This is a genomic window from Bradyrhizobium manausense, assembly GCF_018130615.1.
GTDB lineage: Bacteria > Pseudomonadota > Alphaproteobacteria > Rhizobiales > Xanthobacteraceae > Bradyrhizobium > Bradyrhizobium manausense_A.
Genome location: NZ_JAFCKB010000023.1, coordinates 13416 through 34971 on the forward strand (window position 1 = coordinate 13416; position 21556 = coordinate 34971).

Genomic DNA, 21556 nt, shown 5'->3' on the forward strand with positions numbered 1-21556 from the left:
TCCGCTTTGATATGTACTGCTCCAGGCAACCCGCCCTATTTGCGGGTTCCGCGGTCCCGTAGCTCAGCCGGATAGAGCGGCGGTTTCCTAAACCGTAGGTCGCATGTTCGAGTCATGCCGGGATCGCCATTCCAAAATGCGGCTTTTCAGAAGCCTCCGCTTGCTCTTTCCTGATCGGACGTCAAGCCCCCAATAAAAAAAGATCGGCTCTGCTTTGCGCGCCATCGTGCTTGCGGAGCAGGGGGCGTATTCACATCTCCGCTCCCGCAATTCTGGGCTGTGGCCTTGGTTAACAAGGCCGCCCGGTTGCGAATTGTGGAGATGAACTATGAACCTCAATGGTTTTGACGGCGCCTGGCTGATCCAGCCGGCGCTGTGGGCCGCGGCAGCGATCGCGTTTGTCATCCTGCTGCGGATGGCCAATATCTTTCGTTACATCCCGAACAACCAGGTCGGCATCGTCGAGAAACTGTGGTCGACGAGAGGATCGATCGACGAAGGCTTCATCGCGCTCAACGGCGAAGCCGGCTACGAGCCGGAAGTGCTGCGCGGCGGCCTGCACGTGTTCTTTCCGTTCATGTACCGGATCCACAAATCGGATCTCGTCACGGTCGGACAGGGCAAGATCGCCTATGTCTTCGCGCGCGACGGCGCGCCGCTCGGCGCCTCGCAGGTGCTTGGCGCCAATGATAGCGACGACAAGTCGGACTTCCAGGACGCGCGGCGTTTTTTGCTCGGCGGCGGGCAGAAGGGGCCGCAGCGCAAGATCCTGCGGGAAGGCACCTATGCGATCAACACGACGCAGTTCGCGATCATCACCGACGATCGCGTCTACGGCCATGCCCTGAGCGAGCAGGAGCGCGGTGTGCTCGACGCCATGCAGCTCACGATCTCCGAACGCTGGGGGTTCACGCCCGTCGTGCTCGCAGCCGATCATGATCTGGTCGGCGTTGTCACCGTGCATGACGGCCCGTCGCTGCCGCCAGGCGAGATCATCGCGCCGGAAGTCGGCACCGATCTGCGCGATGCCGAGATCTTTCACAACAATTTCCAGGAGCCCGAGAAATTCTTAGGCGCCGGCGGCTATCGCGGCCGGCAGCTCCAGATCATCGTCGAGGGCACCTGGTACATCAACCGCCTGTTTGCGACCGTCGAGGCGGTGCCGAAGACCGTGATCCCGGTCGGCAATGTCGGCGTCGTCATCTTCTACACCGGACCGCACAGCGACGACGTCTCGGGTGAGCAATATCGCCACGGCGAGCTGGTCGTGAACGGCGGCCGCGGTGTCTGGAAGGATCCGCTGCTGCCTGGCAAATACGCGTTCAACACCTATGCCGGCAAGATCGAGATCATCCCGACCGTCAACTTCATCCTGAAATGGGTGCGTGGCGAGGTCGGCGCGATGAAGCTCGACGAAAACCTCTCGGAGATCTCGCTGATCACCCGCGATGCGTTCGAGCCGACGCTGCCGCTCTCGGTGGTGATGCATATCGACTACAAGAAGGCGCCGATGATCATCCAGCGTTTCGGCGACGTGAAGAAGCTCGTCGAGCAGACGCTCGACCCCATGGTCAGCGCGTTCTTCAAGAACATCGCGCAGAAGATGACCCTGATCGAGCTGCTGCAGAACCGGGCACAGGTCCAGGAGGAATCGGCTGCCCAGATGAAGGCGAAGTTCGAGAGCTATTCGCTCGACCTCCAGGAGGTCCTGATCGGCACGCCGCGCGCAGCAAGCGGCGACCACACGATCGAGAATATCTTGATCCAGCTCCGCTCGCGCCAGATCGCGCGTGAGCAGATCGAGACCTACCAGGAGCAGGAGAAAGCCGCCGTTCAGGAGCGTGCGCTGAACGAGGCCAAGGCGACGGCGGCGGCGCAATCGGCGCTGACGCAGTCGCTCATCCAGATCAAGGTGAACGAAAACGAAGGCGCGGCGGCGCTGGCCCGCGCGCAGAAGGATGCGGAGACCAGGAAAGTGACGGCCGCCGCCGTCGGCGAGCAATCGCGGCTCGAGGGACAGGGCGAAGCTGATCGCGTGCTTGCGGTCGGCACCGCCAATGCCCAGTCGACCAAACTCTCGGTCGACGCCTATGGCGGCCCCGAGTTCAGGCTGGCCGAGCAGAACTTTGCGAAGTTCGCGGATGCACTGACCAGGATCAATCAGCCCTTGGTGCCGCAATTCCTGATGTCGGGCGCGCAAGGCGCGGAGAGCAACAATGCGGGTCTGATCCCGACTGCGATGCTGAGCTCGATGTTCGGCCGCATGATGCCCGATGCGCTGGAGCGTCTGAAAGAAGAGGCGCCTCGGGCGGACCGCAAGTCCAACGGGCATTGATCACGCGCGCGAATGGGGGCGGGCGGACACGGCCAGCCCCCATTCCCGATCAGAAGCGGGCGTCGATATCGACCACGTCGATCAGCTTGTGGTTGACGAATTCCTTGAGTCCGAGCCCGAGGAGTTCACGGCCATAGCCCGATCGCTTGATGCCGCCGAACGGCAGGTCCGCTTCCACCTTGGTCGGGTGATTGACGAACACCATGCCGGTCGAGATTTTTCGCGCGACTTCCGCGCCGTGTTTAGTGTCCGACGTGAACACCGACCCGCCAAGGCCGAACGGGGAATCGTTTGCGATGCGCACCGCGTCCGCCTCGTTCTTGGCGCGGAACAGCATGGAGACCGGGCCGAAGAACTCCCAATAGCGGGCTGGGTTGTCCTCGCTGACCTCGGTGAGAATCGTGGGCTGAACGAATGCGCCCTGGTTGGGCACCGACGGGCCGATCTCCTCGGCTTTCGCACCCTGCTTCACGGCCTGCTGGATCCTGTCCCGGATCTCGTCGGCAGCGTGTTGTGACGAGAGCGGCGCCAGCGTGGTGTCGGGATCGAATGGGTCGCCCGCTTTGAGAGCGGCAACGCCCTTGCGATAGCGGGCCAGGAATTCGTCGTATACTTCGTCGACGATGATCATCCGCTTGGAGGAAACGCAGACCTGGCCGCCGTTCCAGTGCCGGCCGAAGACCGCCCATTTGACGGTCTTTTCGAGGTCTGCATCGGCCAGGACGACGAACGCGTCGGCGCCGCCAAGCTCCATCGTCGATTTCTTCAGTGCCTTGCCGGCCTGCGCGGCGACGATCGCGCCGGCATCCTCGGAGCCGGTGAGCGCGACGCCATGGACCCTGGGATCGTTGATGATCATCTCGACCTGCGAACGGGTGGCGTAGAGCTTGGTGAAGCATCCTTCCGGCAGGCCGGCCTCACGCATGATGCGTTCGAAGGCTGCCGCGCTTTGCGGTACGTTCGAGGCGTGTTTCAGCAGGATGGTGTTTCCGGCAGACAGTTGCGGCGCGATGATGCGCGCGATCTGGTAGTAAGGAAAGTTCCACGGTTCAATGGCGAGGATCACGCCGAGCGGGTCGTGAACGATCATCGCCTCACCCTCTGCCGGGTCTGCCACCGGCAGCTTCTCCGGCCGCAGCAGATGTTCAGCGTTGAGAACGTAGTATTCGAAGATGCGCGCGCAAAGTTCGACTTCGGCCTTGGCCTCGGCATAGAGCTTGCCCATTTCGAGCGTCAGCAATCTCGCATAGGCATCGCTGTCCCGCCGTAGAATGTCGGCCGCTTTCTGCAGAATCGCCGTACGTGCCGAGACCGGTACCTCGCGCCAGGCGCGAAAGGCTGCGTCGGCCCTGTCGATGGCCGTGCTGACCTCGGCGTCACTTGCGTTTGGAAAGGTCCTCAGAGTCTCGCCAGTATATGGATTGACGGTGGCGTAGCTCATGTCAGCATTCCTTTGGAGCGAGCATGTTGTTGGAAGGCCAGATCACTGCCGGCTTTCCGGTCGATCGGATCATATGGTTGGGCCCGGCTCGGACATTGACATGAATCATGTCGTGATTATCGATGTGCAGGGGGATGCCTGCCTGTCCGAACGATTGATCCCGCCTGCATGTGACCGCGACATCCGGAGACAATGATGCCCTTCGACCTGATCTTGCGCGGCGGCCGTGTGGTTGACCCGTCCCAAAAGCTTGATGCCGTCACGGATGTCGGCTTTGCTGGTGGCAAGGTGGCGGCGGTGGGCAATGGATTGAAGGCGGATCCGGCGACTGAGGTTCGCGACGTCTCGCAGCTCATCGTGACCCCGGGGCTGATCGATCTTCACACCCATGTCTATTGGGGCGGCACCTCGCTCGGCATCGATGCCGAGGAGTTCTGCCGCACCTCCGGCGTCACCACCTCGGTCGATACCGGAAGCGCCGGGCCCGGCAATTTCGCGGGCTTCCGCAAGCACGTGATCGAGCCGAGCCAGGTCCGCATCCTCGCGTATTTGCACGTCTCGCACGCCGGCATCTTCGGCTTCTCGCACCGGATCATGGTCGGCGAGAGCGAGGAGTTGCGGCTGATGAATCCGATCGATGCGGCCAAGGTCGCCGATGCCAACCGCGATCTCATCGTCGGCATCAAGGTGCGCGTCGGCCTGCACTCCTCGGGTACGTCGGGGACCGTTCCGCTCGACATCGCGCTTCAGGTTGCCGACGAAGTCGGCATGCCCCTGATGGCGCATATCGACCATCCGCCGCCGAGCTATGAGGAGGTGCTGGCCCGCCTTCGCCCCGGCGACGTGCTGACCCATGCGTTCCGTCCCTTCCCGAACACGCCGGCGACCGCACAGGGCACGGTGAAGAAGGCGGTGCTGGACGCGCGCGAGCGCGGCGTGCTGTTCGATATCGGCCACGGCAAGGGCTCGTTCGCATTCAAGACCGCGCGTGCGATGCTCGCCAACGGCTTCTATCCGGACACCATCTCGTCGGACATCCATCAGCTCTGCATCGACGGCCCGGCATTCGACCAGGTGACGACCATGTCGAAATTCCTTTGCATGGGCATGTCGCTGTCGAACGTGATCGCGGCGTCGACGGAGAATTCCGCGATGGCACTGCGGCGTCCCGAGCTCGGCAGCCTCAAGCCGGGCAGCGTCGGCGACGCCACGCTGATCTCCGTCAAGCAAGGCCAGTTCGACTACGAGGACGTTGTCGGCGAGCACCTCATCGGTGACAAGAAGATCGTGTCGGAGGGCGTCGTCATCGGTGGCCGCTGGTGGCATCCGAACTGAGCGGATCAAGCCTGCTCGCGATAGAATTGCAGCAGCCGCGCGCCTGCGGGTGAGAGCCAGTCGGGCGCACCGGCGATGTAGCCTTCGACGCGACTGCTCGTTCCGACGAGATAGGTGATGGGCATGCCGATGATTGGGAACATCTCGGTCGATGCTTGCGCGGCTGCCCCATAGGCATCGACATAGCAGGCGAGGTCCTTCACGGTGAGGCTGCCCAGAAACGCGCGAACCTTGCGCAGATCCTTGGTGTCCGTGCAGATCGCGACGATGTCGAGCCGGTCGGACCGCGATCCAGCAAGGCGCGCCAGCGTGGGCAGATCGAGCCGGCAGGCCGGACACCAGGTGGCCCAGAAGTTCACCAATGTGATGCGGCCCGGCTTCGGCGTCACGACGGCATCCCGGCCGTTCGGGTCCTGAAGCCTGAGCTGCGGCATCGGCGCCTGTGGACGCACCACCGTGAACTGGCTGCGGCCGGCTTCGAACACCGGCGGCCAGCCATCTAGCGCACAGATCGCGCGCGTCGAGGCTAGAAGTGCCGGCGCGGCCATCAGGAACGATCGCCGCGACAACGCACGAGACCTCTCACGCATGAATATAGGCCCAGCCCTTGAGTTGCAGATCGACGACGCGTCCGATGCCGAACGGCACGAGGCTCGCGCCTGAGACCAGCGGGATCGAGACCTGCTCCTTGGCTTCTGCGATCGCCTTCGACGACGCGCACATGCTGTAGGTGAGGTTGGGCAGCGAGTGACGCAGCGTCGCAAGCGGCTCGATCAGCGGCGTTTTGTCCGCGCGGAAGACGTCGATGCCCTTGCCGTTGGCGACGACCTCGATCAGCAACCGCGCGCCCTTGTCGGCAAAGTGTCTTGCCAGGTTGGCCGAATAGCTGATGGCGTGTCCCATCACATAAGGCTCGTTGCTGTCGATCAGGATCACGACGCCGTCAGCGAGGCGATCCTCCTTGGCGGCGGCTGCGCCGCCGGCCGTGAGGATCGCGGTGCCGGCAAGCAGGCCTCTGCGGGACCATCCGTTGCCAGAGATCATGGCCGCGGCATTCCGCGGGTCAGAGCTGACGCGGCGCGATCGGCGCCTTGCTATTGCGCCCCCACAGCACGAACAGGCTGAGAGCCAGCAGGACCACGTTCAGCGGCGTCACCTCGGCCTCGCCGCGCGAGAGGTGGAAAGCGAGCGCAAGCACCTGCAGCACGGAGCAGCCCAACGCGGCCAGCACGGTCAGCCGCGGCAGGATCCGCGTCAGGGCGGGCAGGAGAATGCCGATTCCGCCGGCGAGATCGATCAGCGCGATGGAGCGAACGAAGGTTTCGGAATACTGCCCGGCCCACGGCATCATCGCGGCAAGCTGGGGAATGGGTGTGGTGAGCTTGACCAGCCCCGCCCCGATGAAGGCAAAGGCGATGAGGAACTGCGCGGTCCAGAGGCCGATCCGAAGGGTGCGGCCGGGTGCGGCGGTTTCGAAGGTGGTGGTCGACATGGTGGTTCTCCAAAATGTGAGGGTTGCCACCATTTGATAGTTTCTCCATTTTTGATCATTATCGGTTTCGGGATTAGTTCATTTCCTGAATGTTGATGATCGCATGGATTCCTTGGTCAGCATGAGGGTGTTTTGCCTGGTTGCCGAGCTGAAGAGCTTCGCAACCGCGGCGCAGCGCCTACGCATCTCGCCCGCGATGGTGAGCAAGCACGTGATGCAACTCGAGAAGCGGCTCGGCACGCGGCTGCTCAACCGGACCAGCCGGCGCGTCAGCCTGAGCGAGAGCGGCGCAATCTATTTCGAGCAGGCGCGGCAGATGCTCGATTCGCTCGACGAGATCGAGGCCGCCGTCGGTAACGCGACCGTCGTGCCGCATGGCACCCTGCGACTCACGGCGCCGGTGTGGATGGCGAATACGATGTTCGCGGGCGTGCTGGCGGATTATCAGGCGCGCTATCCGGAGGTGCGGCTCGACGTCGATCTCAGTGGACGGCTGGTCAATCTGGTCGAGGAGGGGTTCGATCTCGCCCTGCGTGCGACCGGCGCGCCGGACGAGGCGTTGATCGCGCGCCCCATCACCAGCGTCCCGTTCTACATGGTGGCCGCTCCCGCCTTCATCAAACGCGCGGGCCGCCCGGCGACCTTCGCCGATCTCGCTGGCCAGGCCCTGTTGCACTACGCGCTCTATCCCGGCGAAAGCTTCTCCTTCACCGGTGAGCACGGTCCCGAGACCGTCAAGCTCAATCCGGTGCTGCGCAGCGGCAACGAAACGCTGCTGCACATGGCCGCGCTCGAGGGCATGGGCCTTGCCTTCCTGCCGAAATGGCTGGTCGCCGAGGACATCGCCAGCGGACGGCTCGAGCACGTCATGCCCGAGCACATCATATTCGTTGGAAAGCTGTTCGCGGTCTATCCCAGCCGCAAATATCTCTCCGCGAAGGTGCGGACCTTCATCGACTTCATCGCCGCCGACAAGCGGATGAAATAGCCCTCAGCCCGACGCGCGCGAGCTAGTCACGTCCTGCCTCCATGATCGCTTCGGCGAGACGCGCCGGATCGGAAAAGCACAACTCGTGGCTTCCCCGCACCTGCACCAGGCGGAACAAGCCAAGCTTCTCCGACAGCCGCGGATGCCAGCTATAGCTGTGCGGCAGTGCAGTGTCCTCGGTGCAGTTGATATAGGACTTCGCCAGCTGCATCTCGGCCGGATTGGCCTTGAGCGCGATCTTGTCGCTGAAGGTCGCCAGCGGATGCGGATTAAGGACGTCATAGGCCCGCTGCGCCGTTTCGAGATCGGCATCGTTGATGAAGGCCTCACGCCAGATCGGAAACGGCAGCACCACCGAGCCGTCGCCGCGCTCGGCCGCGATCGCGTCGAACAGCCCGACATAGTGCGGCGGCACCATGTCGTTGAGGCTCTCGCCGTTGTTGGGCACGAAGGCATTCCAATAGACCAGGCGGCGGATGCGCTCGGGTACGAGGTCGGCGACACCGGTGATGATCATGCCGCCATAGGAATGGCCGAGCAGGATGACGTCCTTCAGGTTGTTCTCGGCGAGATAATCGGCGATCGACTGGATCGCTTCCTTCAGTCCCGTCGTCTTGGCATCACCCGGGCGGTTACCCCGGATCGTCGGCGTGTAGACCTGATGGCCGGCGGCGCGGATCGGGGCGGCGACGGGCTCGAACTCGGCACCGGTGTGCCAGGCGCCATGGACGAGAACGTAGGTCGACATGTTGTGGCTCCTCCCGGGGGTGTGGTTAGATCGGCGCAGGGGCGTATCGCCGCGGGGCCAATCTGGACCACCGACGGATTTGGCGCTTGGCTGGAAGTGAACCGGATTGGTCTCGGAGTGAACCGATGCAGGAAATCGCGCGCCCCGCTCCGCCACGGCAATCGGCTTGGCACACGGCGGATACGCGAACGAGCGAGCAGTTCGCCTACTACCGCGAGGCGATCTGCCAGGCCTTCATGAACCTGACGCCGGAGCCGGCGGCGGCCTCAGGCTTTGCCGCCAGCGTCGAACACATCCGCCTCGGCGAGGCCGCGATCAACCGCGTCAGCTTTCCCGAGCATGTGGTGCGCCGCTCCGCGGCCGATATCGCTGCATCGGACCGCAGCTGCTTCTATCTCAATCTGAAGCTGGCCGGCCGTTGCCGCATCCGGCAGGATGACCGCGAGATCAGCCTGTCGCCCGGACAGGTCGGCATCTTCGACAGCGATCGGCAATTCGCGCTTCTGCATGATCGCGGCCGGCAGTTGCAGGTGGCGTCGTTCTGGGTGCCGGCGGAGGCCTTACGTGAGCGGTTGCCGGCGTCGTTCGACGTCACCGCGGCGCGCGTCTCGGACGATCCATTCGTCGGCCACCTCATTGTCGAGACGGCGCGTACGCTCAGCGACGGAGCGCTGCGCATGACCGAAGACGACGGCGTGCATCTGTTCCGGGCGTTGATCGAGCTGGTCGCGATGAGCCTGTCGCGGCAAAGCCGCGCGCGCACCGTAGAGGCCGACAGCCTGACCGATGCGACCCTGCTGGCGCTTAAGCGGGCCATTCACCGGCGGCTGCGCGAGCCGGGCCTTGCGGTTGTCGATGTGGCCGAGGCCGTCGGCATCAGCGAGCGCTATGTGCACAAGCTGCTGGCGCGGTCGGGATCTTGCTTTACCGATTATGTGATCGAGCGCCGCCTCGATGGCATCGCCAGGGATCTGAGTGAGCCCGCAATGGCGGATCGTGCGATTGGCTCTATCGCCTTCGACTGGGGTTTTTCGGACCTCTCCCACTTCACGCGGCGCTTCAAGCAGCGTTTTGGCTGCCGGCCGCGGGATTGGAGGGGGCGGTAGCGACGCCCCTACAGCGACCGCGCGATCAGCAGCTTCATGATCTCGTTGGTGCCGCCGTAGATCTTCTGGATGCGGGAATCGATGAAGATGCGCGAGATCGGATATTCCTGCATGTAGCCGTAGCCGCCGAACAGCTGGAGGCATTCGTCGGCGGTCTGCACCTGCTTGTCCGAGCACCAGTATTTCGCCATCGACGCGGTGACGGTGTCGAGATCCCCGGCGACGAGGCGCTCGATGCACCAGTCGACGAAGACGCGCGCGATCATGGCTTCGGTCTTGCGCTCGGCGAGCGTGAAGGCGGTGTTCTGGAAATCCATCAGCGGCTTGCCGAACGCTTTCCGCTCCTTGGTGTACTCGGTGGTAAGCTTGACCGCGCGCTCCATCGAGGCCACGGCGCCGACTGCCAGCGCGAGCCGCTCCTGCGGCAATTGCTGCATCAGCTGCACAAACCCCTGGCCTTCCTCCTTGCCCAGCAGGTTTTCCGGCGGCACGGTCACGTTGTCGAAGAACAGTTCTGACGTGTCGGAGGCATGCAGGCCGATCTTGTCGAGGTTGCGCCCGCGCTTGTAGCCATCAGCGCTTTCAGTCTCGACCACGATCAGCGAAATGCCTTTGGCGCCGGCTTCGCCGGTGCGCGCCACCACGATGACGAGATCGGCGGCCTGGCCGTTGGTGATAAAGGTCTTCTGGCCGTTGATGACGTAGGAATTGCCCTGCTTCTTCGCCGTAGTCTTGACCGCCTGCAGGTCCGAGCCGGTGCCGGGCTCGGTCATGGCGATGGCTCCGACCATCTCGCCCGAGGCCATCTTCGGCAGCCAGCGCTTCTTCTGCTCCTCCGAGCCGTAATTGAGGATGTAATGCGCGACGATGGCGCTGTGCACGGAGACGCCAGTCGTCAGCTCCGGCACCGTGCTCTCGAGATCGTCCAGCACCGCCGCGTCATAGGCAAAGGTCGCGCCCAGCCCGCCATATTCCTCCGGCACGCTCGCCAGCAGTGCCCCCATCTCGCCGAGCCCGCGCCAGGCGAAGCGGTCGACCATCTTCTGCTCGCGCCATTTCTCGGCGTGCGGCGCCAGATCCTTGGCGAGATATTTCCGGAACTGATCGCGGAAGACGTCGAGCTCTTCGGTCATCCAGGAGGAGCGATAGGACATGGGTATACCTCGGTTGATGCGGCTTGCCGGCTTGGTAAGCCAGGCGGGCGCAGCAATTATTGTGTTTTCAGGCTGCGCCGGTGACGCTACCAAGGCGGCCGGAAACGCGTCTGTAGGGATGTCTGATTGTGGCCGTCAAAACCAAAGAGCTCAAGCTCGACATCAACAACATCGGCACGGTCTCGGCGATCCTGACGCAGCCGGACAGCGCGCGCGCCTGCTACGTCCTGGCGCATGGCGCCGGCGCCGGGATGCGGCATGCATCCATGGACAAGATCGCGGAAGGGCTAGCGAAGCGCGGCATCGCGACGTTCCGCTTCAATTTTCCCTACATGGAAAACAAGCAGGGACGTCCCGATCAGCCAGCGGTGGCGCATGCCGCCGTCCGCGCGGCAGTCGAGGAGGCGGCACGGCTGTGCCCGGGATTGAAGGTTGTCGCCGGCGGAAAATCGTTCGGCGGACGCATGACATCGCAGGCGCAGTCGAAGGCACCGTTGCCTGGAGTCAAAGGGCTCGCTTTTCTCGGCTTTCCCCTGCATGCCGCCAAGAAGCCGTCGTCCGAGCGTGCCGAGCACCTTGGTAGCGTCGCTATTCCAATGTTGTTTCTCCAGGGAACCCGAGACGGACTCGCCGACCTCAGTCTTCTCAAGCCCGTCGTCGCGGCACTCGGGGAGAAAGCGACGCTGCATGAGATCGAAGGCGGCGACCACTCCTTCGCGGTGCTGAAGAAGTCGGGCCGCACCAACGACGAGGCGCTTGCAGAGGTGCTCGACACGCTTGCGGGCTGGATCGATCAACGCGCCTGAGGCTCAGGCCGAATACAGCCCCTTGTCGCGCGCCTTCTGGATCGCGAGCGCCGCAATCAGGTCGAGCGTCGGCGTCGACAGACCGGCGGCGCGCGCGAAGGCGGCGGGCGCCTTCACCAGCACGTCGATCTCCATGGCGCGGCCGAGCTCGTAGTCCTGCAGCAGCGACGGCTTGTGGTTGGGCGCGGGACCGCTGCGCGTCACGCGCTTGACCTCGGGGATGAAGTGCTGGGCGATGTCGTTGGCCTCGTTCAGCATGCGCGGAATGACCTCGGCAAACGCGGGATCGTCACGCACGCCGCGCGCGGTCTGGCCGGTGAGCAGGCACAAAACCGATAGCGACATGTTCGTCAGCAGCTTCGACCAAATCGCCTCACGGATCTCGGCCACCGGCGGTGATTCCAGCCGCGCGTCGTTGAAGATGCCACGAAGCTTCGTGATGCGCTCGCAATTGCGGTCGTCGCATTCGCCGATCAGGAGGCGGTTTCGGTCCGGGGTGACGTTCTGCACCACGCCGGGCGCGGTGACCTCGTTGGAGGAGAAGATGACGCCGCCGATGATCCGTTCCTTCGGGATGCACGCGCGCAGGCGACCGCCCGGATCGAGGAAGGAAATGTCCGGCGGCGCCGGGTGTCGCGGCGGCAGGCCGATATCGTACCACCAGGGAATGCCGTTTTGCGCGAATACGATGGCGGTATCGCCCTGAAGCAGCGGCTTGATGCTGGCGAGCAGCCCGGTGAGCGCCGTGGCCTTCAGCGTCGAGATCACCACGTCCTGCGGCCCGAGCTGCGCCGGATCGCCCGAGGCGTTCACCTTGGCGGAGACCTCGGAATCGCCGACCCGCAGCTTGAGACCATGGGCTCTGACCGCCTCGAGATGTGCCCCCCGCATCACGCACGAAACGTCATGACCGGCGCGCGCCAGCCGTACCGCAAGATGGCTGCCGACGGCGCCCGCGCCGAAAATGCAGATGCGCATAATGATTCCGTCCCTGAACTGGAAGTGCCGCCCGGCGCCAGCATGACACAAGCCGCCATGCGATGGGCGCGACCGCCCCACGCCGGAAAGATATGGATCGCGGTGCGTCGCCTCGTCCATAGTACGAGGTAATCAATCTGACCGGAGGAACGCCGATGACTGCCAGCCCCGTCCTATGGACCCTTGATGAGCGTGGGGTTGCGACCGTCACGTTGAACCGGCCGGAGGTGAACAACGCCTATGACGGGGCCTTGATCGCGGGCGTGCTCGCGGCCATGGACGAGCTCGGAAAGAGGCCCAACCTTCGTGTCGTCGTGCTCAGGGGCAATGGCAAGCATTTCCAGGCCGGCGCCGACCTCAAATGGATCAACGGCGTGCGGCCGCAATCCGCCGAGGCCAACGAGGCGGCGTCGCGGGCGACGTTCGAGGCCGTGCAGCGGCTCAATACCTTGCCCATTCCGACCGTGGCGCTGGTGCAGGGCGGCTGCTTTGGTGGCGGCACCGGCGTGATCGCGGCCTGCGATGTGGTGATCGCCGCCGACAACGCCCTGTTTTCCATCACCGAAGTGCGCTGGGGCCTGACCGCCGCCATCATCATTCCCCAGCTCTGCGACGCCATTGGTGTACGGCAAGTCCGCCGCTACGCACTTACCGGGGAACGCTTCGGCGCCGAAGAGGCCCGCCGCATCGGGCTCGTGCATGACGTGGTCCCGCTCGCCGATCTCGAAGCCGCCGGAGCCAAGGTGGTCGAGCAGCTGCTCGCCAATGGCCCGGAGGCCTTGGCCGAGACCAAGCGGTTGGCGCTGGAGAGCTCGTTCGGCGGCATGGCGGTGGACGATGCGGCGTACACGCGGCTCGTCCAGCTGCATTCGCTCAAGCGGCAGAGCGCGGAGGCGGCGGAGGGTCTGGCCTCGTTTGCCGAGAAGCGGGCGGCGAAGTGGGGAGCGGGGAAGGGCTGAGCGTCAGCAGCCGCGGCAGATGCCGTGGATGCTGCGATAAACGGCGTCGTCGTCCTGCCGCATCTGGCGTAGCGATTCGAGTGACTTGCTCTCGTCAGTTGCCACTGGCTTAGGCTTGTTACGCTTCGCAGCCAGCTCTTCTTCCTGCTTCTCGTAGCAGGCTTCGCGATCGGCCTTGGCTTGGATGAAGCGGCAGTTCTGCTCGAGAGCTGCGGCGGGGGCCGCTGAGATCGCGAGGGCAGCCAGGGTGGCGAGAGCGAATTTAACGGGCATCGAATCCATCGCGGCCCTTCTCTCAGGTCCGCTGATCGAGGGCAACCGTCATGTTGTGGCTTACAGCGACGACGCGAGCGACGTTTTTAGCAAAGTCAGCAGCGCCTGCACCGCGGCGGCGTTGCGCCGCCGCTCGGGAATCGCCGCCTTCACCCATAATTCCGGAATCGGAAAGTCGCGCAGCACCGGCTTCAGCGTGCCGTCGCGCAAGGCATCCGCGACGAGATAATGCGAGATCAGCGTGATGCCGTTGCCCGCGATCGCACTGCGCGTCAGCACATGTCCCTCGTTCGACGATAGCAGTGGACTGACCTGGATGCTGACGCGGCCGCGCGGCCCGTCAAAGATCCATTCGGGGCCGGTCGGCATGAAGCTGAGGCAGCGATGCTCGACGAGGTCGCGCGGATGCTTTGGCGTGCCGTGCTTCTTCAGGTACGCGGGCGAGGCGCAGAGCAGCCGTTTCAGCGAACATAGCGGCTCGTCGATCACGCCGCCGAAGGAATGCGGGAAGGCGCCGATCGCGATATCAAAACCTTCCGTGACGGGATCGACCGGTCGATCGATCAGCACGATCTCGAGTTTTAGCCGCGGGTTCTGGGTTTGGAATACGCTGAAGGCATCTGCAAGCCGCGCCACCGTCAGCGAGGTCGGCGCCTTGATGCGGAGGTGATCGACCAGATCGTGACCCTTCTCGCCCATGCGCGACAGCAGGTCCGTTGCGTCAGTGACGACGCCGCGAGCGCGATGCACGTAGCGTTGGCCGGCCTCGGTCAACCGCAATTGCCGGGTCGAGCGATGAAACAGCGGCGTGCCGATCCGTGCCTCCAGCTGCGTGACGCGTTTTGCCACGACCGAGGTCGAGACATTGAGTTGTCGCGCGGCGGCGGAGAAGCCGGCCGCGTCTGCGGTGGCGAGGAAGGCCTGAAGGTTCACCAGGATGTCCATGTTGATCTTTCTCGATTCGCGAAAGCTGATCGCGTATTTTGGTGGATTGTAGCTCAGGCCGCGTTAATTCATAGTCGCCCCAATCAAGGGAAACCGGGAAGGACGCGCCATGCGGGCCACGACGATCGATGAACCAGCGCGCCAGGTGCCGCTTTACGGCGAATATGAAGTCGTGGTGCTCGGCGGCGGCCCGGCCGGCATTGTCGCGGCCGCGTCAGCAGCACGGGCCGGGCGGAAGACGCTACTGATCGAGCGCTACGGCTTTCTCGGCGGCATGGGGACCGCCGCCGGTGTCACCAATTTCTGTGGCTTGCATGGCAATGTTTATGGCGAGGCCGTGCGGCTGGTGCAGGGTCTGGCGTCAGACCTGCTGGCGCGGATCGATCATCTGAATGGGCTTAATTCGCCGCATCTGATCCTCGGCAAGGTCTTTGCGCAGGCCTATGACACCGCCGCCTACAAGATCGCGGCCGACGAACTTTTGGCCAGCCACAAGGTGCATATCCTTTTCCATGCCCTCGGCGCCGGCGTCGTGATGGGCGATGACCGCCGCATCGATGCGCTGATGGTCGAGACCAAAGCCGGCCGGCAGGCGGTGCGATCGGAGATCTTCATCGATTGCTCCGGCGACGGCGATCTCGCAGTCTGGGCCGGCGCGCCCTTTGAAATCGGCGATGAACACGGCCATCCGATGTACCCGTCGATGATGCTCCGCCTCAACGGCATCGATCCCGCAAAGGCGGGCGACGCCTGGCGCACCATCCCGCAATTGATGGAAGCGGCCCTAGCGGCCGGCACGCACACATTCCCGCGCAAAAGCGCGATCGTGCGCCCGCAGAAATCCGGCATCGAATGGCGGGTGAATTTTACCCAGGTGGCGCGCGAGGACGGCCACGCCATCAACGGCGTCGAGCCCGACGACCTCACCCGTGGCGAAATCGAGGGGCGCAAGCAGGCGCTCGCGGCCTTCGAGTTCCTGCGCACCGTGCCCGGCTTCGAAAAGTCCTACATTGTCGACCTGCCACCGCAACTCGGCATCCGCGAGACCCGCCGAATCAAGGGCGGCTACCAGCTCAGCGGCGAGGACGTGCTCGGCTGCGCCTCGTTCGAGGATTCCATCGGCGTCAATGGTTGGCCGATCGAGGCCCATGTTGCCGGCGATGTCATCTTCACCTTCCCGCCGATCCCGGAATCGCGCGGCTATAACGAGCTGCCGTACCGGATGCTGGTGCCCGAGGGCGTCGACAATCTCCTGGTCGCCGGCCGCTGCGCCTCGATGACTCATGAAGGGCAGTCGGCGGCACGGGTTTCCGGGGCCTGTTTCGCGATGGGGGAGGCCGCCGGTTCCGCGGCTGCCCTGGCGCTATCCGGAAACCGGATCCCGCGTGACATCCCCATTGAAAAATTGCAGGAAACGTTGAAACAACAGGGCGCCTTCATCGGACGGGATCAACCCGTGCCAAAGGGCCTGTAACGGACTGCAAAAAGCGAATTATTGGAGGAAGCGGGATGATCGGGATTGCGCGGGTCGCGGCACTTAGCCTTTTGGCTATGATGGCGATGGGCACGGCCAGGGCCGAGGATGCGCTGAAGGCCAAGGTCGGCGTGCTCCGGCTGTCGTCCTCCGCGCCGGTCTTCATCGCGCAGGACAAGGGCTATTTCCGCGAGGCCGGTCTCGACATCGAGCTGAAATTCTTCGACGCCGCGCAGCCGATCGCGGTCGCCACCACTTCGGGCGATGTCGATTTCGGCGTCACGGCCTTCACTGCGGGCCTCTACAATCTCGCCGGCAAGGGGGTGTTGAAGGTGATCGGCGGCATGAGCCGCGAGAAGGCCGGCTATCCCCTGATCGGCTATTTCGCCAGCAACAATGCCTATGCTGCTGGCTTGAAGACACCGAAGGATCTTGCGGGCAAGCGCATTGCGATGACCCAGGTCGGATCGAGCTTCCATTATTCGCTCGGTCTGCTCGCCGACAAATACGGCTTCAAGCTCTCCGAGGTGAAGATCGTGCCGCTGCAATCGCTGTCGAATGCGGCCGCTGCGCTGAAGGGCGAGACCGTCGATGCCGCGCTGCTGCCGATCTCCACCGCGCGAAAGCTGATGGACGACGGCGGAGCGAAGTTTCTGGGCTGGGTTGGCGATGAGACGCCCTGGCAATTGGGTGCGGTGTTCGCCGCGCCGAAGACGCTGACCAACAAGGCGCTGGTGACGAAATTCCTCGGTGTGCTCGCGAAGGCCGATCGCGAATATCACGACGTCATCCTGGCTTCGATGAAGGACGGCGTCGCCCCGATCAACGACAAGACCAAGCCGTTGCTCGAAATCATCGCCAAATACACCAACCTGCCGGTCGAGCAGGTGGTCGGCAACTGCGCCTATATCGATCCGGACGGCAAGCTCGACGTCAAGAATGTCGACAACCAGATCAAATGGCTCCAGGAGCAGGGTTTTGCCGACAAGGGCTTTGATGCCGATACGATCATCGCCAAGGATTATGTGAAGGCTGATTGATGCGGCGCGCACCCCTCGCACTCCGTCATCCCCGCGCAACGGCGAAGCCGTTGTCGCTGGCAGTGCTCGCGAAGCGAGCCTCGAAGGATGCTCGGTCCGGATGGAGCGGGGCCGTCGCTGTTGCCAGGCCCCCAGCGTCGTCCCGGCGGAGGCCGGGACCCATGCGCCGGGTGGGAGTTGTGGCGCAAGGTGATTGTTGCCTGTCTTCGCCAAATTCAGTTCGGTGGTTATGGGTCCCGGCCTTCGCCGGGACGACGCTGAGGTCGTAGTATGGACCTGATCGCCAACCACATCAGTCACCACTTCGGCGATCTCGCCGTGCTGGACGACGTCTCGTTCACGGTGAGCGCGGGCGAGGTGGTGGCGATCGTGGGGCCCTCCGGCTGCGGCAAGAGCACTTTGCTGTCCATCCTTGGCGGGCTGTTGCAGCCGACCTCCGGCGCGCCCGAGCTGCGCGGTGCGCCGCCGGCGGACAGTTTCAATCCGCTGACATACGTGTTCCAGGACTTTGCGTTGCTGCCTTGGGCGACGGTCGAGGAGAACGTCGAATTCCCGCTGCTGCACACCCAGCTCTCGACCGCGCAGCGCCGCGCGCTGGTCGATGATGCCCTGCGCCGCACGGGCCTGACCGATTTCAGCAAAACCTATCCAAAGCAGCTGTCCGGCGGCATGCGCCAGCGCGTCGGCATTTCGCGCGCGCTGGCGGTCAAGCCCGCCATCCTGCTGATGGACGAGCCGCTCTCGGCGCTGGATTCGCAGACGCGTGAGCTGCTGATGGAGGATTTCGTCCGCCTGCTCGCCGATGGCGGCATGGGCGCGGTCTATGTCACCCACAATCTCGAAGAGGCCGCGCGCCTTGCCGACCGCATCGTGGTGCTGTCGCGCCGGCCCGGTCGCATTCGCGAGGTCGTCTCTGTGCCGATGACGCGCGCTGAACGTGGCGAGGTGGCCGCACGCGAGAAGCTGCTGGCGCTCCAGAACCAGATCTGGTCGCTGATCCGCAACGAGGCGATCGACGCCGAGCGCGAGGTCCAGCATGCTTGATCGCGCGGTGGACACATCAGCCAAAGCTGAGGCGACGCGGCGCGTCCGCTTCCGCGGCGCAGGCTTCGTACCTGCGTCCAGCCGCTTCGGCGGCTGGATTGCACTCGCACTCGTCATCGCGCTCTGGCAGGCGGCCGGCAGCACGGGCCTTGTCAATCCGCTGTTCCTGCCGGCGCCGTCGGCGATCGTGCGGGCGATCTATGAGCTCGCGATGTCGGGTGCGCTTTGGCAGCACTTGTCCGCCTCGCTGCTGCGCATCGGCGTCGGCTGGCTGCTTGGCACTGCGGCCGGCGTGGTGGTCGGCTTTGCCATCGGTCTGTCGCGGCTCGCGCGCAGCGTCGGCATCACCTTCATCTCGGCGCTGTTCCCGATACCGAAGATCGCGCTGCTCCCGCTCTTGATCCTCTGGCTCGGCATCGGCGAAGAGCCGAAGATCGCGACCATCGGGCTCGGGGTGTTCTTCTCGACCGCGATCTCGGTCTATAGCGGCGTCGATGCCGTGCCGCGCAATCTCATCCGCATGGCGCAGAGTTTTAATGTTCCGTTCGCGACCATCGTGCACAAGGTGGTTTGGCCTGGCGCGCTGCCCGCGATCCTCGCCGGCTTTCGCATCACCGCCTCCGTCGCGCTGCTGCTCGTCGTCAGCGCCGAGATGATCGGCGCCCAATATGGCATCGGCGCGTTCGTGCTGCAGGCCGGTAATCTCATGCAGACCGATCAGCTGCTCGCGGGCGTGGTGATCCTGTCGGTGTTCGGGCTTGTGGTGGGGAAGGTGATCGGCTGGCTGGAGACGCGGTTGCTGCACTGGCGATAAATTCCGCTGTCGTCCCGGCGAAGGCCGGGACTCACCGCGTGATCTATCGAGGAGGGGCGCTCTTCGTACCAACGAAGATAACGACGTGTCTTCGTCAGACTCCTCCCTGGGGGTATGGGCCCCGGATCTGCGCTTCGCTTGTCAGGGACGACACCGAGTGTGAGGCCAATACCCGTCGCTTCACGCGTTGCCGCGATCCTCTCGGAACAGATCGAGCTTCTGCTGCACCGGCCGGTCCGAGAAGCTGAACAGCACGGCATCCTCATCCGCTTCGTGCGTCACCCATTGCCAGCTCGGCACCACGAACAGATCGCGTGGGCCCCATTCGAAAACGGTGTCGCCGATCCGGCTGCGGCCCTTGCCCTCGATCGGGCAGAACACCGTCGCGTCCGTCGCGCGATAGCGCGCGGTCTTGAAACCCTTCGGCAGCAGCTGGATGAAGGTGCCGATGGTCGGCATCGCGAAGTCGCCGGTCTCGGGGTTGCTGAACTTCAGCTTCAGCCCGTGGCAGGCGTCCCATTCCTGGCCCGTCCTGGCTTTCTCCAGTGCTTCGCGGGTGTAGGCATAGGGATAGCTGAAGATCGGCGAGGTCTTCGATGACCGCTTCGCGTCGACCGGCAGCAGATTGTGGCCGTAGCGGGCAAAGCTGTCGCCCGCCGGTTTTGTGATCTTCTGCTGGTCCTCCTTGGAGCCTTCCGCAAACGAGCAGTCGAAGAACTGCACCAGGGGAATGTCGAGGCCGTCGAGCCAGAACATCGGCTCGCTGGTCTCGTTGGAATGATCGTGCCAGGTCATCGACGGCGTGATGATGAAGTCGCCGGGCTCCATCGCGGTGCGCTCGCCGTTGACGGCGGTGTGGGCGCCCTTGCCTTCGAGCACGAAGCGTAGCGCCGACTGGCTGTGCCGGTGCGCGGGTGCGACGTCGCCGGGCACCACCATCTGCACGCCGGCATAGAGCGATGTCGTGATCTTGGACTGGCCGCGCAGGCCGGGATTCTCCAGCACCAGCACGCGCCGCTCGGCTTCCTTGGCGGTGATCAGCTTGCCGGCTTCCGTCATGTAGTCGCGGATGATGTCGAACTTCCAGAGGTGAGGGCGGCACGCGCTCTTCGGTTCCGGCGTGATCAGGTCGCTCATCACCGTCCATAGGGCAGTGAGATTTTCGCCGTCGATCTTCCGGTAGAACGCCTCGCGTTCCGGTGTCTTGGTCACGGCTTCCATGGTGCGGCTCCCGATCGTTTTGTTGATTGACAGTATACTTACGATCTAGGTAGCGTCAACGTGGCAGGCGACAATCATTGTCGTCATTCCGGGGCGATGCGATAGCATCGAACTATGGTGCGTACTTGCGCGCCTGGGATCTCGAGATTCCGGGTTCTCGCTTTGCGAGCCCCGAAACGACAAAATGAGGGAGGGTTTCGATGAAGCTGCACGGCTATTTCCGCTCCAGCGCCGCTTACCGCGTGCGTATCGCGCTCAATCTCAAAGGCCTTGGCGCCGAGCATCTGCCGCATCATTTGCGCAAGGGCGAGCAATGCGCGCCCGCTTATCTCGCCATCAATCCGCAGGGCCTGGTGCCTGCGCTGGAAAGTGACACGGGAGTGGTGCTGACCCAATCGGTCGCGATCATCGAGTGGCTCGATGAAACACACCCCAATCCGCCATTGCTGCCAAAAGATCCGTTGCAGCGCGCCAGGGTGCGAGCCTTCGCGCTGGCGATCGCCTGCGACACCCATCCCGTGCAGAATTTGAAGGTACTGGCGCGGCTGCGTGAGCTTGGTCTGCCCGAGGAGAAAGTCCAGGAGTGGGCCGCCTGGGTCAATCGCGAAGGGCTGTCGGCCTGCGAGACGCTGGTCAAGGACGAGCCGGGGCCGTTCTGCTTCGGCGATACGCCGACGCTCGCCGATCTCTGCTTGGTGCCGCAGCTTGCGAACGCGCGCCGCTTCGGCGTCGATGTTGCGGCCTACCCGCGCTTGCTCAAGGCAGAAGCCGCCGCGAAGGCGTTGCCCCCCTTCGCCAATGCGGCACCGGAGAAGCAGCCTGATGCCGAGTAAGGCTCTTCCCCCGATCACGATGGAGGCGGTCTATGCCGCGCCGGGCTATCTGTTCCGGCGCATGCAGCAGATCGCGGTCTCGATCTTCATGGAGGAGTGCAAGGCGTTCGACCTGACGCCGGTGCAATATGCGGCGCTGATCGCGATCCACACCCACCCCGGCATCGATGCGACGCGGCTGTCGGCCGTGATCGCGTTCGACCGCTCCACGCTCGGCAGCGTGATCGAGCGTCTTCAGGCAAAGGATCTCGTCGAGCGCAAGCCGGCGCCCGAGGACAAGCGAATCAAGCTGCTCTATCTGACCAAGCAAGGCGCCGTGATCCTGCGCGACATTATCCCAGTGGTCGAACGCGCCCAGGCGCGCATGCTGGAGCCGCTCAAGCCTGCCGAGCGCAAGGCGCTGATGGGGTTGATGACGCAGCTCGTGGATCTCAACAACGAAGCGTCACGCGTGCCGCTGCGGGCCGAGGATGCGCTGGAGCATTTGGGGAAGGCGGGGTGAGCGGGTGAGGCGGTGCGCCACTCTCCGCCGTCGTCCCGGACAAGCGAAGCGCAGATCCGGGACCCATA

The 21556-nt window shown here is 64.1% G+C and carries 22 protein-coding genes and 1 tRNA gene; 13 read left to right on the plus strand and 10 right to left on the minus strand.

Going from position 1 to position 21556, the window contains the following annotated elements; translation table 11 throughout:
* Positions 1-52: 52 nt before the first annotated feature.
* Both JQ587_RS31025 and JQ587_RS31030 read left to right on the plus strand, forming a co-directional pair.
* A tRNA-Arg gene (locus JQ587_RS31025) sits at positions 53-129 on the plus strand.
* A gap of 199 nt (positions 130-328) precedes the next feature.
* Positions 329-2335, plus strand: a complete 2007-nt coding sequence (locus JQ587_RS31030) for an SPFH domain-containing protein (protein WP_212427873.1) — start codon at positions 329-331, stop codon at positions 2333-2335.
* Positions 2336-2384: 49 nt separating this feature from the next.
* On the opposite strand, the gene JQ587_RS31035 is transcribed toward JQ587_RS31030, so the two are convergent.
* Entirely contained in the window at positions 2385-3776 is a 1392-nt protein-coding gene (locus tag JQ587_RS31035; protein WP_212427874.1) for an NAD-dependent succinate-semialdehyde dehydrogenase, read from the minus strand.
* A 195-nt stretch (positions 3777-3971) separates the two neighbouring features.
* Here JQ587_RS31035 and JQ587_RS31040 point away from each other — a divergent pair, with 195 nt between their 5' ends.
* Positions 3972-5111 carry an amidohydrolase/deacetylase family metallohydrolase gene (locus JQ587_RS31040; RefSeq protein WP_212427936.1) on the plus strand — a complete coding sequence of 380 codons (1140 nt, stop codon included), beginning with the start codon at positions 3972-3974 and terminating at the stop codon, positions 5109-5111.
* 5 nt (positions 5112-5116) lie between these two features.
* Here JQ587_RS31040 and JQ587_RS31045 read toward each other — a convergent pair whose 3' ends face one another.
* From JQ587_RS31045 to JQ587_RS31055, 3 genes are read right to left on the minus strand one after another with little or no spacing between them, the layout of a single operon-like run.
* Positions 5117-5701 carry a TlpA family protein disulfide reductase gene (locus JQ587_RS31045; protein ID WP_212427875.1) on the minus strand — a complete coding sequence of 195 codons (585 nt, stop codon included), beginning with the start codon at positions 5699-5701 and terminating at the stop codon, positions 5117-5119.
* Positions 5694-6155 (minus strand): DsrE family protein, encoded by a 462-nt coding sequence (locus tag JQ587_RS31050; RefSeq protein ID WP_212303517.1) that lies wholly within the window; start codon positions 6153-6155, stop codon positions 5694-5696. Before JQ587_RS31050 ends, JQ587_RS31045 begins: the two co-directional genes overlap by 8 nt.
* A 19-nt stretch (positions 6156-6174) precedes the next feature.
* Positions 6175-6603 (minus strand): DoxX family protein, encoded by a 429-nt coding sequence (locus JQ587_RS31055; RefSeq protein WP_212303516.1) that lies wholly within the window; start codon positions 6601-6603, stop codon positions 6175-6177.
* 103 nt (positions 6604-6706) lie between these two features.
* Between JQ587_RS31055 and JQ587_RS31060 the strand changes: the two genes are divergently transcribed.
* Positions 6707-7591: a LysR family transcriptional regulator gene (locus JQ587_RS31060; protein ID WP_212303515.1), complete on the plus strand. Its 885-nt coding sequence runs from the start codon at positions 6707-6709 to the stop codon at positions 7589-7591.
* Positions 7592-7613: 22 nt separating this feature from the next.
* Here JQ587_RS31060 and JQ587_RS31065 read toward each other — a convergent pair whose 3' ends face one another.
* A complete protein-coding gene (locus JQ587_RS31065) occupies positions 7614-8339 on the minus strand; it encodes an alpha/beta hydrolase (protein WP_212427876.1) in 726 nt (241 codons plus the stop codon).
* Between the two features lie 125 nt (positions 8340-8464).
* On the opposite strand from JQ587_RS31065, the gene JQ587_RS31070 reads away from it, so the two are divergent.
* A complete protein-coding gene (locus tag JQ587_RS31070) occupies positions 8465-9445 on the plus strand; it encodes a helix-turn-helix domain-containing protein (RefSeq protein ID WP_212427877.1) in 981 nt (326 codons plus the stop codon).
* An 8-nt stretch (positions 9446-9453) separates the two neighbouring features.
* Here JQ587_RS31070 and JQ587_RS31075 read toward each other — a convergent pair whose 3' ends face one another.
* A complete protein-coding gene (locus tag JQ587_RS31075) occupies positions 9454-10599 on the minus strand; it encodes an acyl-CoA dehydrogenase family protein (protein WP_212427878.1) in 1146 nt (381 codons plus the stop codon).
* Positions 10600-10727: 128 nt separating this feature from the next.
* On the opposite strand from JQ587_RS31075, the gene JQ587_RS31080 reads away from it, so the two are divergent.
* On the plus strand, positions 10728-11405 hold the full coding sequence (locus JQ587_RS31080) for an alpha/beta hydrolase family protein (protein ID WP_212427879.1): 678 nt from the start codon (positions 10728-10730) through the stop codon (positions 11403-11405).
* A 3-nt stretch (positions 11406-11408) separates the two neighbouring features.
* On the opposite strand, the gene JQ587_RS31085 is transcribed toward JQ587_RS31080, so the two are convergent.
* Positions 11409-12383, minus strand: coding sequence for a ketopantoate reductase family protein (locus tag JQ587_RS31085; RefSeq protein ID WP_212427880.1), 975 nt, complete (start codon positions 12381-12383; stop codon positions 11409-11411).
* Positions 12384-12538: 155 nt separating this feature from the next.
* Between JQ587_RS31085 and JQ587_RS31090 the strand changes: the two genes are divergently transcribed.
* Positions 12539-13342, plus strand: coding sequence for an enoyl-CoA hydratase-related protein (locus tag JQ587_RS31090; RefSeq protein ID WP_212427881.1), 804 nt, complete (start codon positions 12539-12541; stop codon positions 13340-13342).
* A 3-nt stretch (positions 13343-13345) separates the two neighbouring features.
* Here JQ587_RS31090 and JQ587_RS31095 read toward each other — a convergent pair whose 3' ends face one another.
* Positions 13346-13615 (minus strand): hypothetical protein, encoded by a 270-nt coding sequence (locus tag JQ587_RS31095; protein WP_249154615.1) that lies wholly within the window; start codon positions 13613-13615, stop codon positions 13346-13348.
* A gap of 60 nt (positions 13616-13675) precedes the next feature.
* Positions 13676-14560 carry a LysR family transcriptional regulator gene (locus JQ587_RS31100; protein WP_212427883.1) on the minus strand — a complete coding sequence of 295 codons (885 nt, stop codon included), beginning with the start codon at positions 14558-14560 and terminating at the stop codon, positions 13676-13678.
* A 109-nt stretch (positions 14561-14669) separates the two neighbouring features.
* On the opposite strand from JQ587_RS31100, the gene JQ587_RS31105 reads away from it, so the two are divergent.
* From JQ587_RS31105 to JQ587_RS31120, 4 genes are all read left to right on the plus strand, one after another.
* Positions 14670-16034, plus strand: a complete 1365-nt coding sequence (locus JQ587_RS31105; protein ID WP_212427884.1) for an FAD-dependent oxidoreductase — start codon at positions 14670-14672, stop codon at positions 16032-16034.
* Positions 16035-16069: 35 nt separating this feature from the next.
* Complete coding sequence (locus tag JQ587_RS31110; protein WP_212427885.1) at positions 16070-17074, plus strand: ABC transporter substrate-binding protein; 1005 nt, start codon at positions 16070-16072, stop codon at positions 17072-17074.
* A gap of 270 nt (positions 17075-17344) precedes the next feature.
* Entirely contained in the window at positions 17345-18118 is a 774-nt protein-coding gene (locus tag JQ587_RS31115; RefSeq protein WP_212427886.1) for an ABC transporter ATP-binding protein, read from the plus strand.
* Entirely contained in the window at positions 18111-18932 is an 822-nt protein-coding gene (locus tag JQ587_RS31120) for an ABC transporter permease (protein ID WP_212427887.1), read from the plus strand. The genes JQ587_RS31115 and JQ587_RS31120 overlap by 8 nt, the downstream gene beginning before the upstream one ends.
* Positions 18933-19112: 180 nt before the next feature.
* Here JQ587_RS31120 and gtdA read toward each other — a convergent pair whose 3' ends face one another.
* Positions 19113-20153 carry a gentisate 1,2-dioxygenase gene (gene gtdA / locus JQ587_RS31125; protein ID WP_212303502.1) on the minus strand — a complete coding sequence of 347 codons (1041 nt, stop codon included), beginning with the start codon at positions 20151-20153 and terminating at the stop codon, positions 19113-19115.
* A 200-nt stretch (positions 20154-20353) separates the two neighbouring features.
* On the opposite strand from gtdA, the gene maiA reads away from it, so the two are divergent.
* Together maiA and JQ587_RS31135 are read left to right on the plus strand one after the other, a co-directional pair.
* Entirely contained in the window at positions 20354-20986 is a 633-nt protein-coding gene (gene maiA, locus JQ587_RS31130) for a maleylacetoacetate isomerase (protein ID WP_212427888.1), read from the plus strand.
* Positions 20976-21488, plus strand: coding sequence for a MarR family winged helix-turn-helix transcriptional regulator (locus JQ587_RS31135; RefSeq protein ID WP_212427889.1), 513 nt, complete (start codon positions 20976-20978; stop codon positions 21486-21488). The genes maiA and JQ587_RS31135 overlap by 11 nt, the downstream gene beginning before the upstream one ends.
* The last annotated feature ends 68 nt before the right edge of the window (positions 21489-21556 follow it).

Bases quoted from the DNA above. Each gene is read 5' to 3' on its own strand.
- JQ587_RS31030 (WP_212427873.1), top strand. From the start codon at position 329: ATGAACCTCAATGGTTTTGACGGCGCCTGGCTGATCCAGCCGGCGCTG.
- JQ587_RS31035 (WP_212427874.1), bottom strand. From the start codon at position 3,776: ATGAGCTACGCCACCGTCAATCCATATACTGGCGAGACTCTGAGGACC.
- JQ587_RS31040 (WP_212427936.1), top strand. From the start codon at position 3,972: ATGCCCTTCGACCTGATCTTGCGCGGCGGCCGTGTGGTTGACCCGTCC.
- JQ587_RS31045 (WP_212427875.1), bottom strand. From the start codon at position 5,701: ATGCGTGAGAGGTCTCGTGCGTTGTCGCGGCGATCGTTCCTGATGGCC.
- JQ587_RS31050 (WP_212303517.1), bottom strand. From the start codon at position 6,155: ATGATCTCTGGCAACGGATGGTCCCGCAGAGGCCTGCTTGCCGGCACC.
- JQ587_RS31055 (WP_212303516.1), bottom strand. From the start codon at position 6,603: ATGTCGACCACCACCTTCGAAACCGCCGCACCCGGCCGCACCCTTCGG.
- JQ587_RS31060 (WP_212303515.1), top strand. From the start codon at position 6,707: ATGGATTCCTTGGTCAGCATGAGGGTGTTTTGCCTGGTTGCCGAGCTG.
- JQ587_RS31065 (WP_212427876.1), bottom strand. From the start codon at position 8,339: ATGTCGACCTACGTTCTCGTCCATGGCGCCTGGCACACCGGTGCCGAG.
- JQ587_RS31070 (WP_212427877.1), top strand. From the start codon at position 8,465: ATGCAGGAAATCGCGCGCCCCGCTCCGCCACGGCAATCGGCTTGGCAC.
- JQ587_RS31075 (WP_212427878.1), bottom strand. From the start codon at position 10,599: ATGTCCTATCGCTCCTCCTGGATGACCGAAGAGCTCGACGTCTTCCGC.
- JQ587_RS31085 (WP_212427880.1), bottom strand. From the start codon at position 12,383: ATGCGCATCTGCATTTTCGGCGCGGGCGCCGTCGGCAGCCATCTTGCG.
- JQ587_RS31090 (WP_212427881.1), top strand. From the start codon at position 12,539: ATGACTGCCAGCCCCGTCCTATGGACCCTTGATGAGCGTGGGGTTGCG.
- JQ587_RS31095 (WP_249154615.1), bottom strand. From the start codon at position 13,615: ATGCCCGTTAAATTCGCTCTCGCCACCCTGGCTGCCCTCGCGATCTCA.
- JQ587_RS31100 (WP_212427883.1), bottom strand. From the start codon at position 14,560: ATGGACATCCTGGTGAACCTTCAGGCCTTCCTCGCCACCGCAGACGCG.
- JQ587_RS31105 (WP_212427884.1), top strand. From the start codon at position 14,670: ATGCGGGCCACGACGATCGATGAACCAGCGCGCCAGGTGCCGCTTTAC.
- JQ587_RS31110 (WP_212427885.1), top strand. From the start codon at position 16,070: ATGATCGGGATTGCGCGGGTCGCGGCACTTAGCCTTTTGGCTATGATG.
- JQ587_RS31115 (WP_212427886.1), top strand. From the start codon at position 17,345: ATGGACCTGATCGCCAACCACATCAGTCACCACTTCGGCGATCTCGCC.
- JQ587_RS31120 (WP_212427887.1), top strand. From the start codon at position 18,111: ATGCTTGATCGCGCGGTGGACACATCAGCCAAAGCTGAGGCGACGCGG.
- gtdA (WP_212303502.1), bottom strand. From the start codon at position 20,153: ATGGAAGCCGTGACCAAGACACCGGAACGCGAGGCGTTCTACCGGAAG.
- maiA (WP_212427888.1), top strand. From the start codon at position 20,354: ATGAAGCTGCACGGCTATTTCCGCTCCAGCGCCGCTTACCGCGTGCGT.
- JQ587_RS31135 (WP_212427889.1), top strand. From the start codon at position 20,976: ATGCCGAGTAAGGCTCTTCCCCCGATCACGATGGAGGCGGTCTATGCC.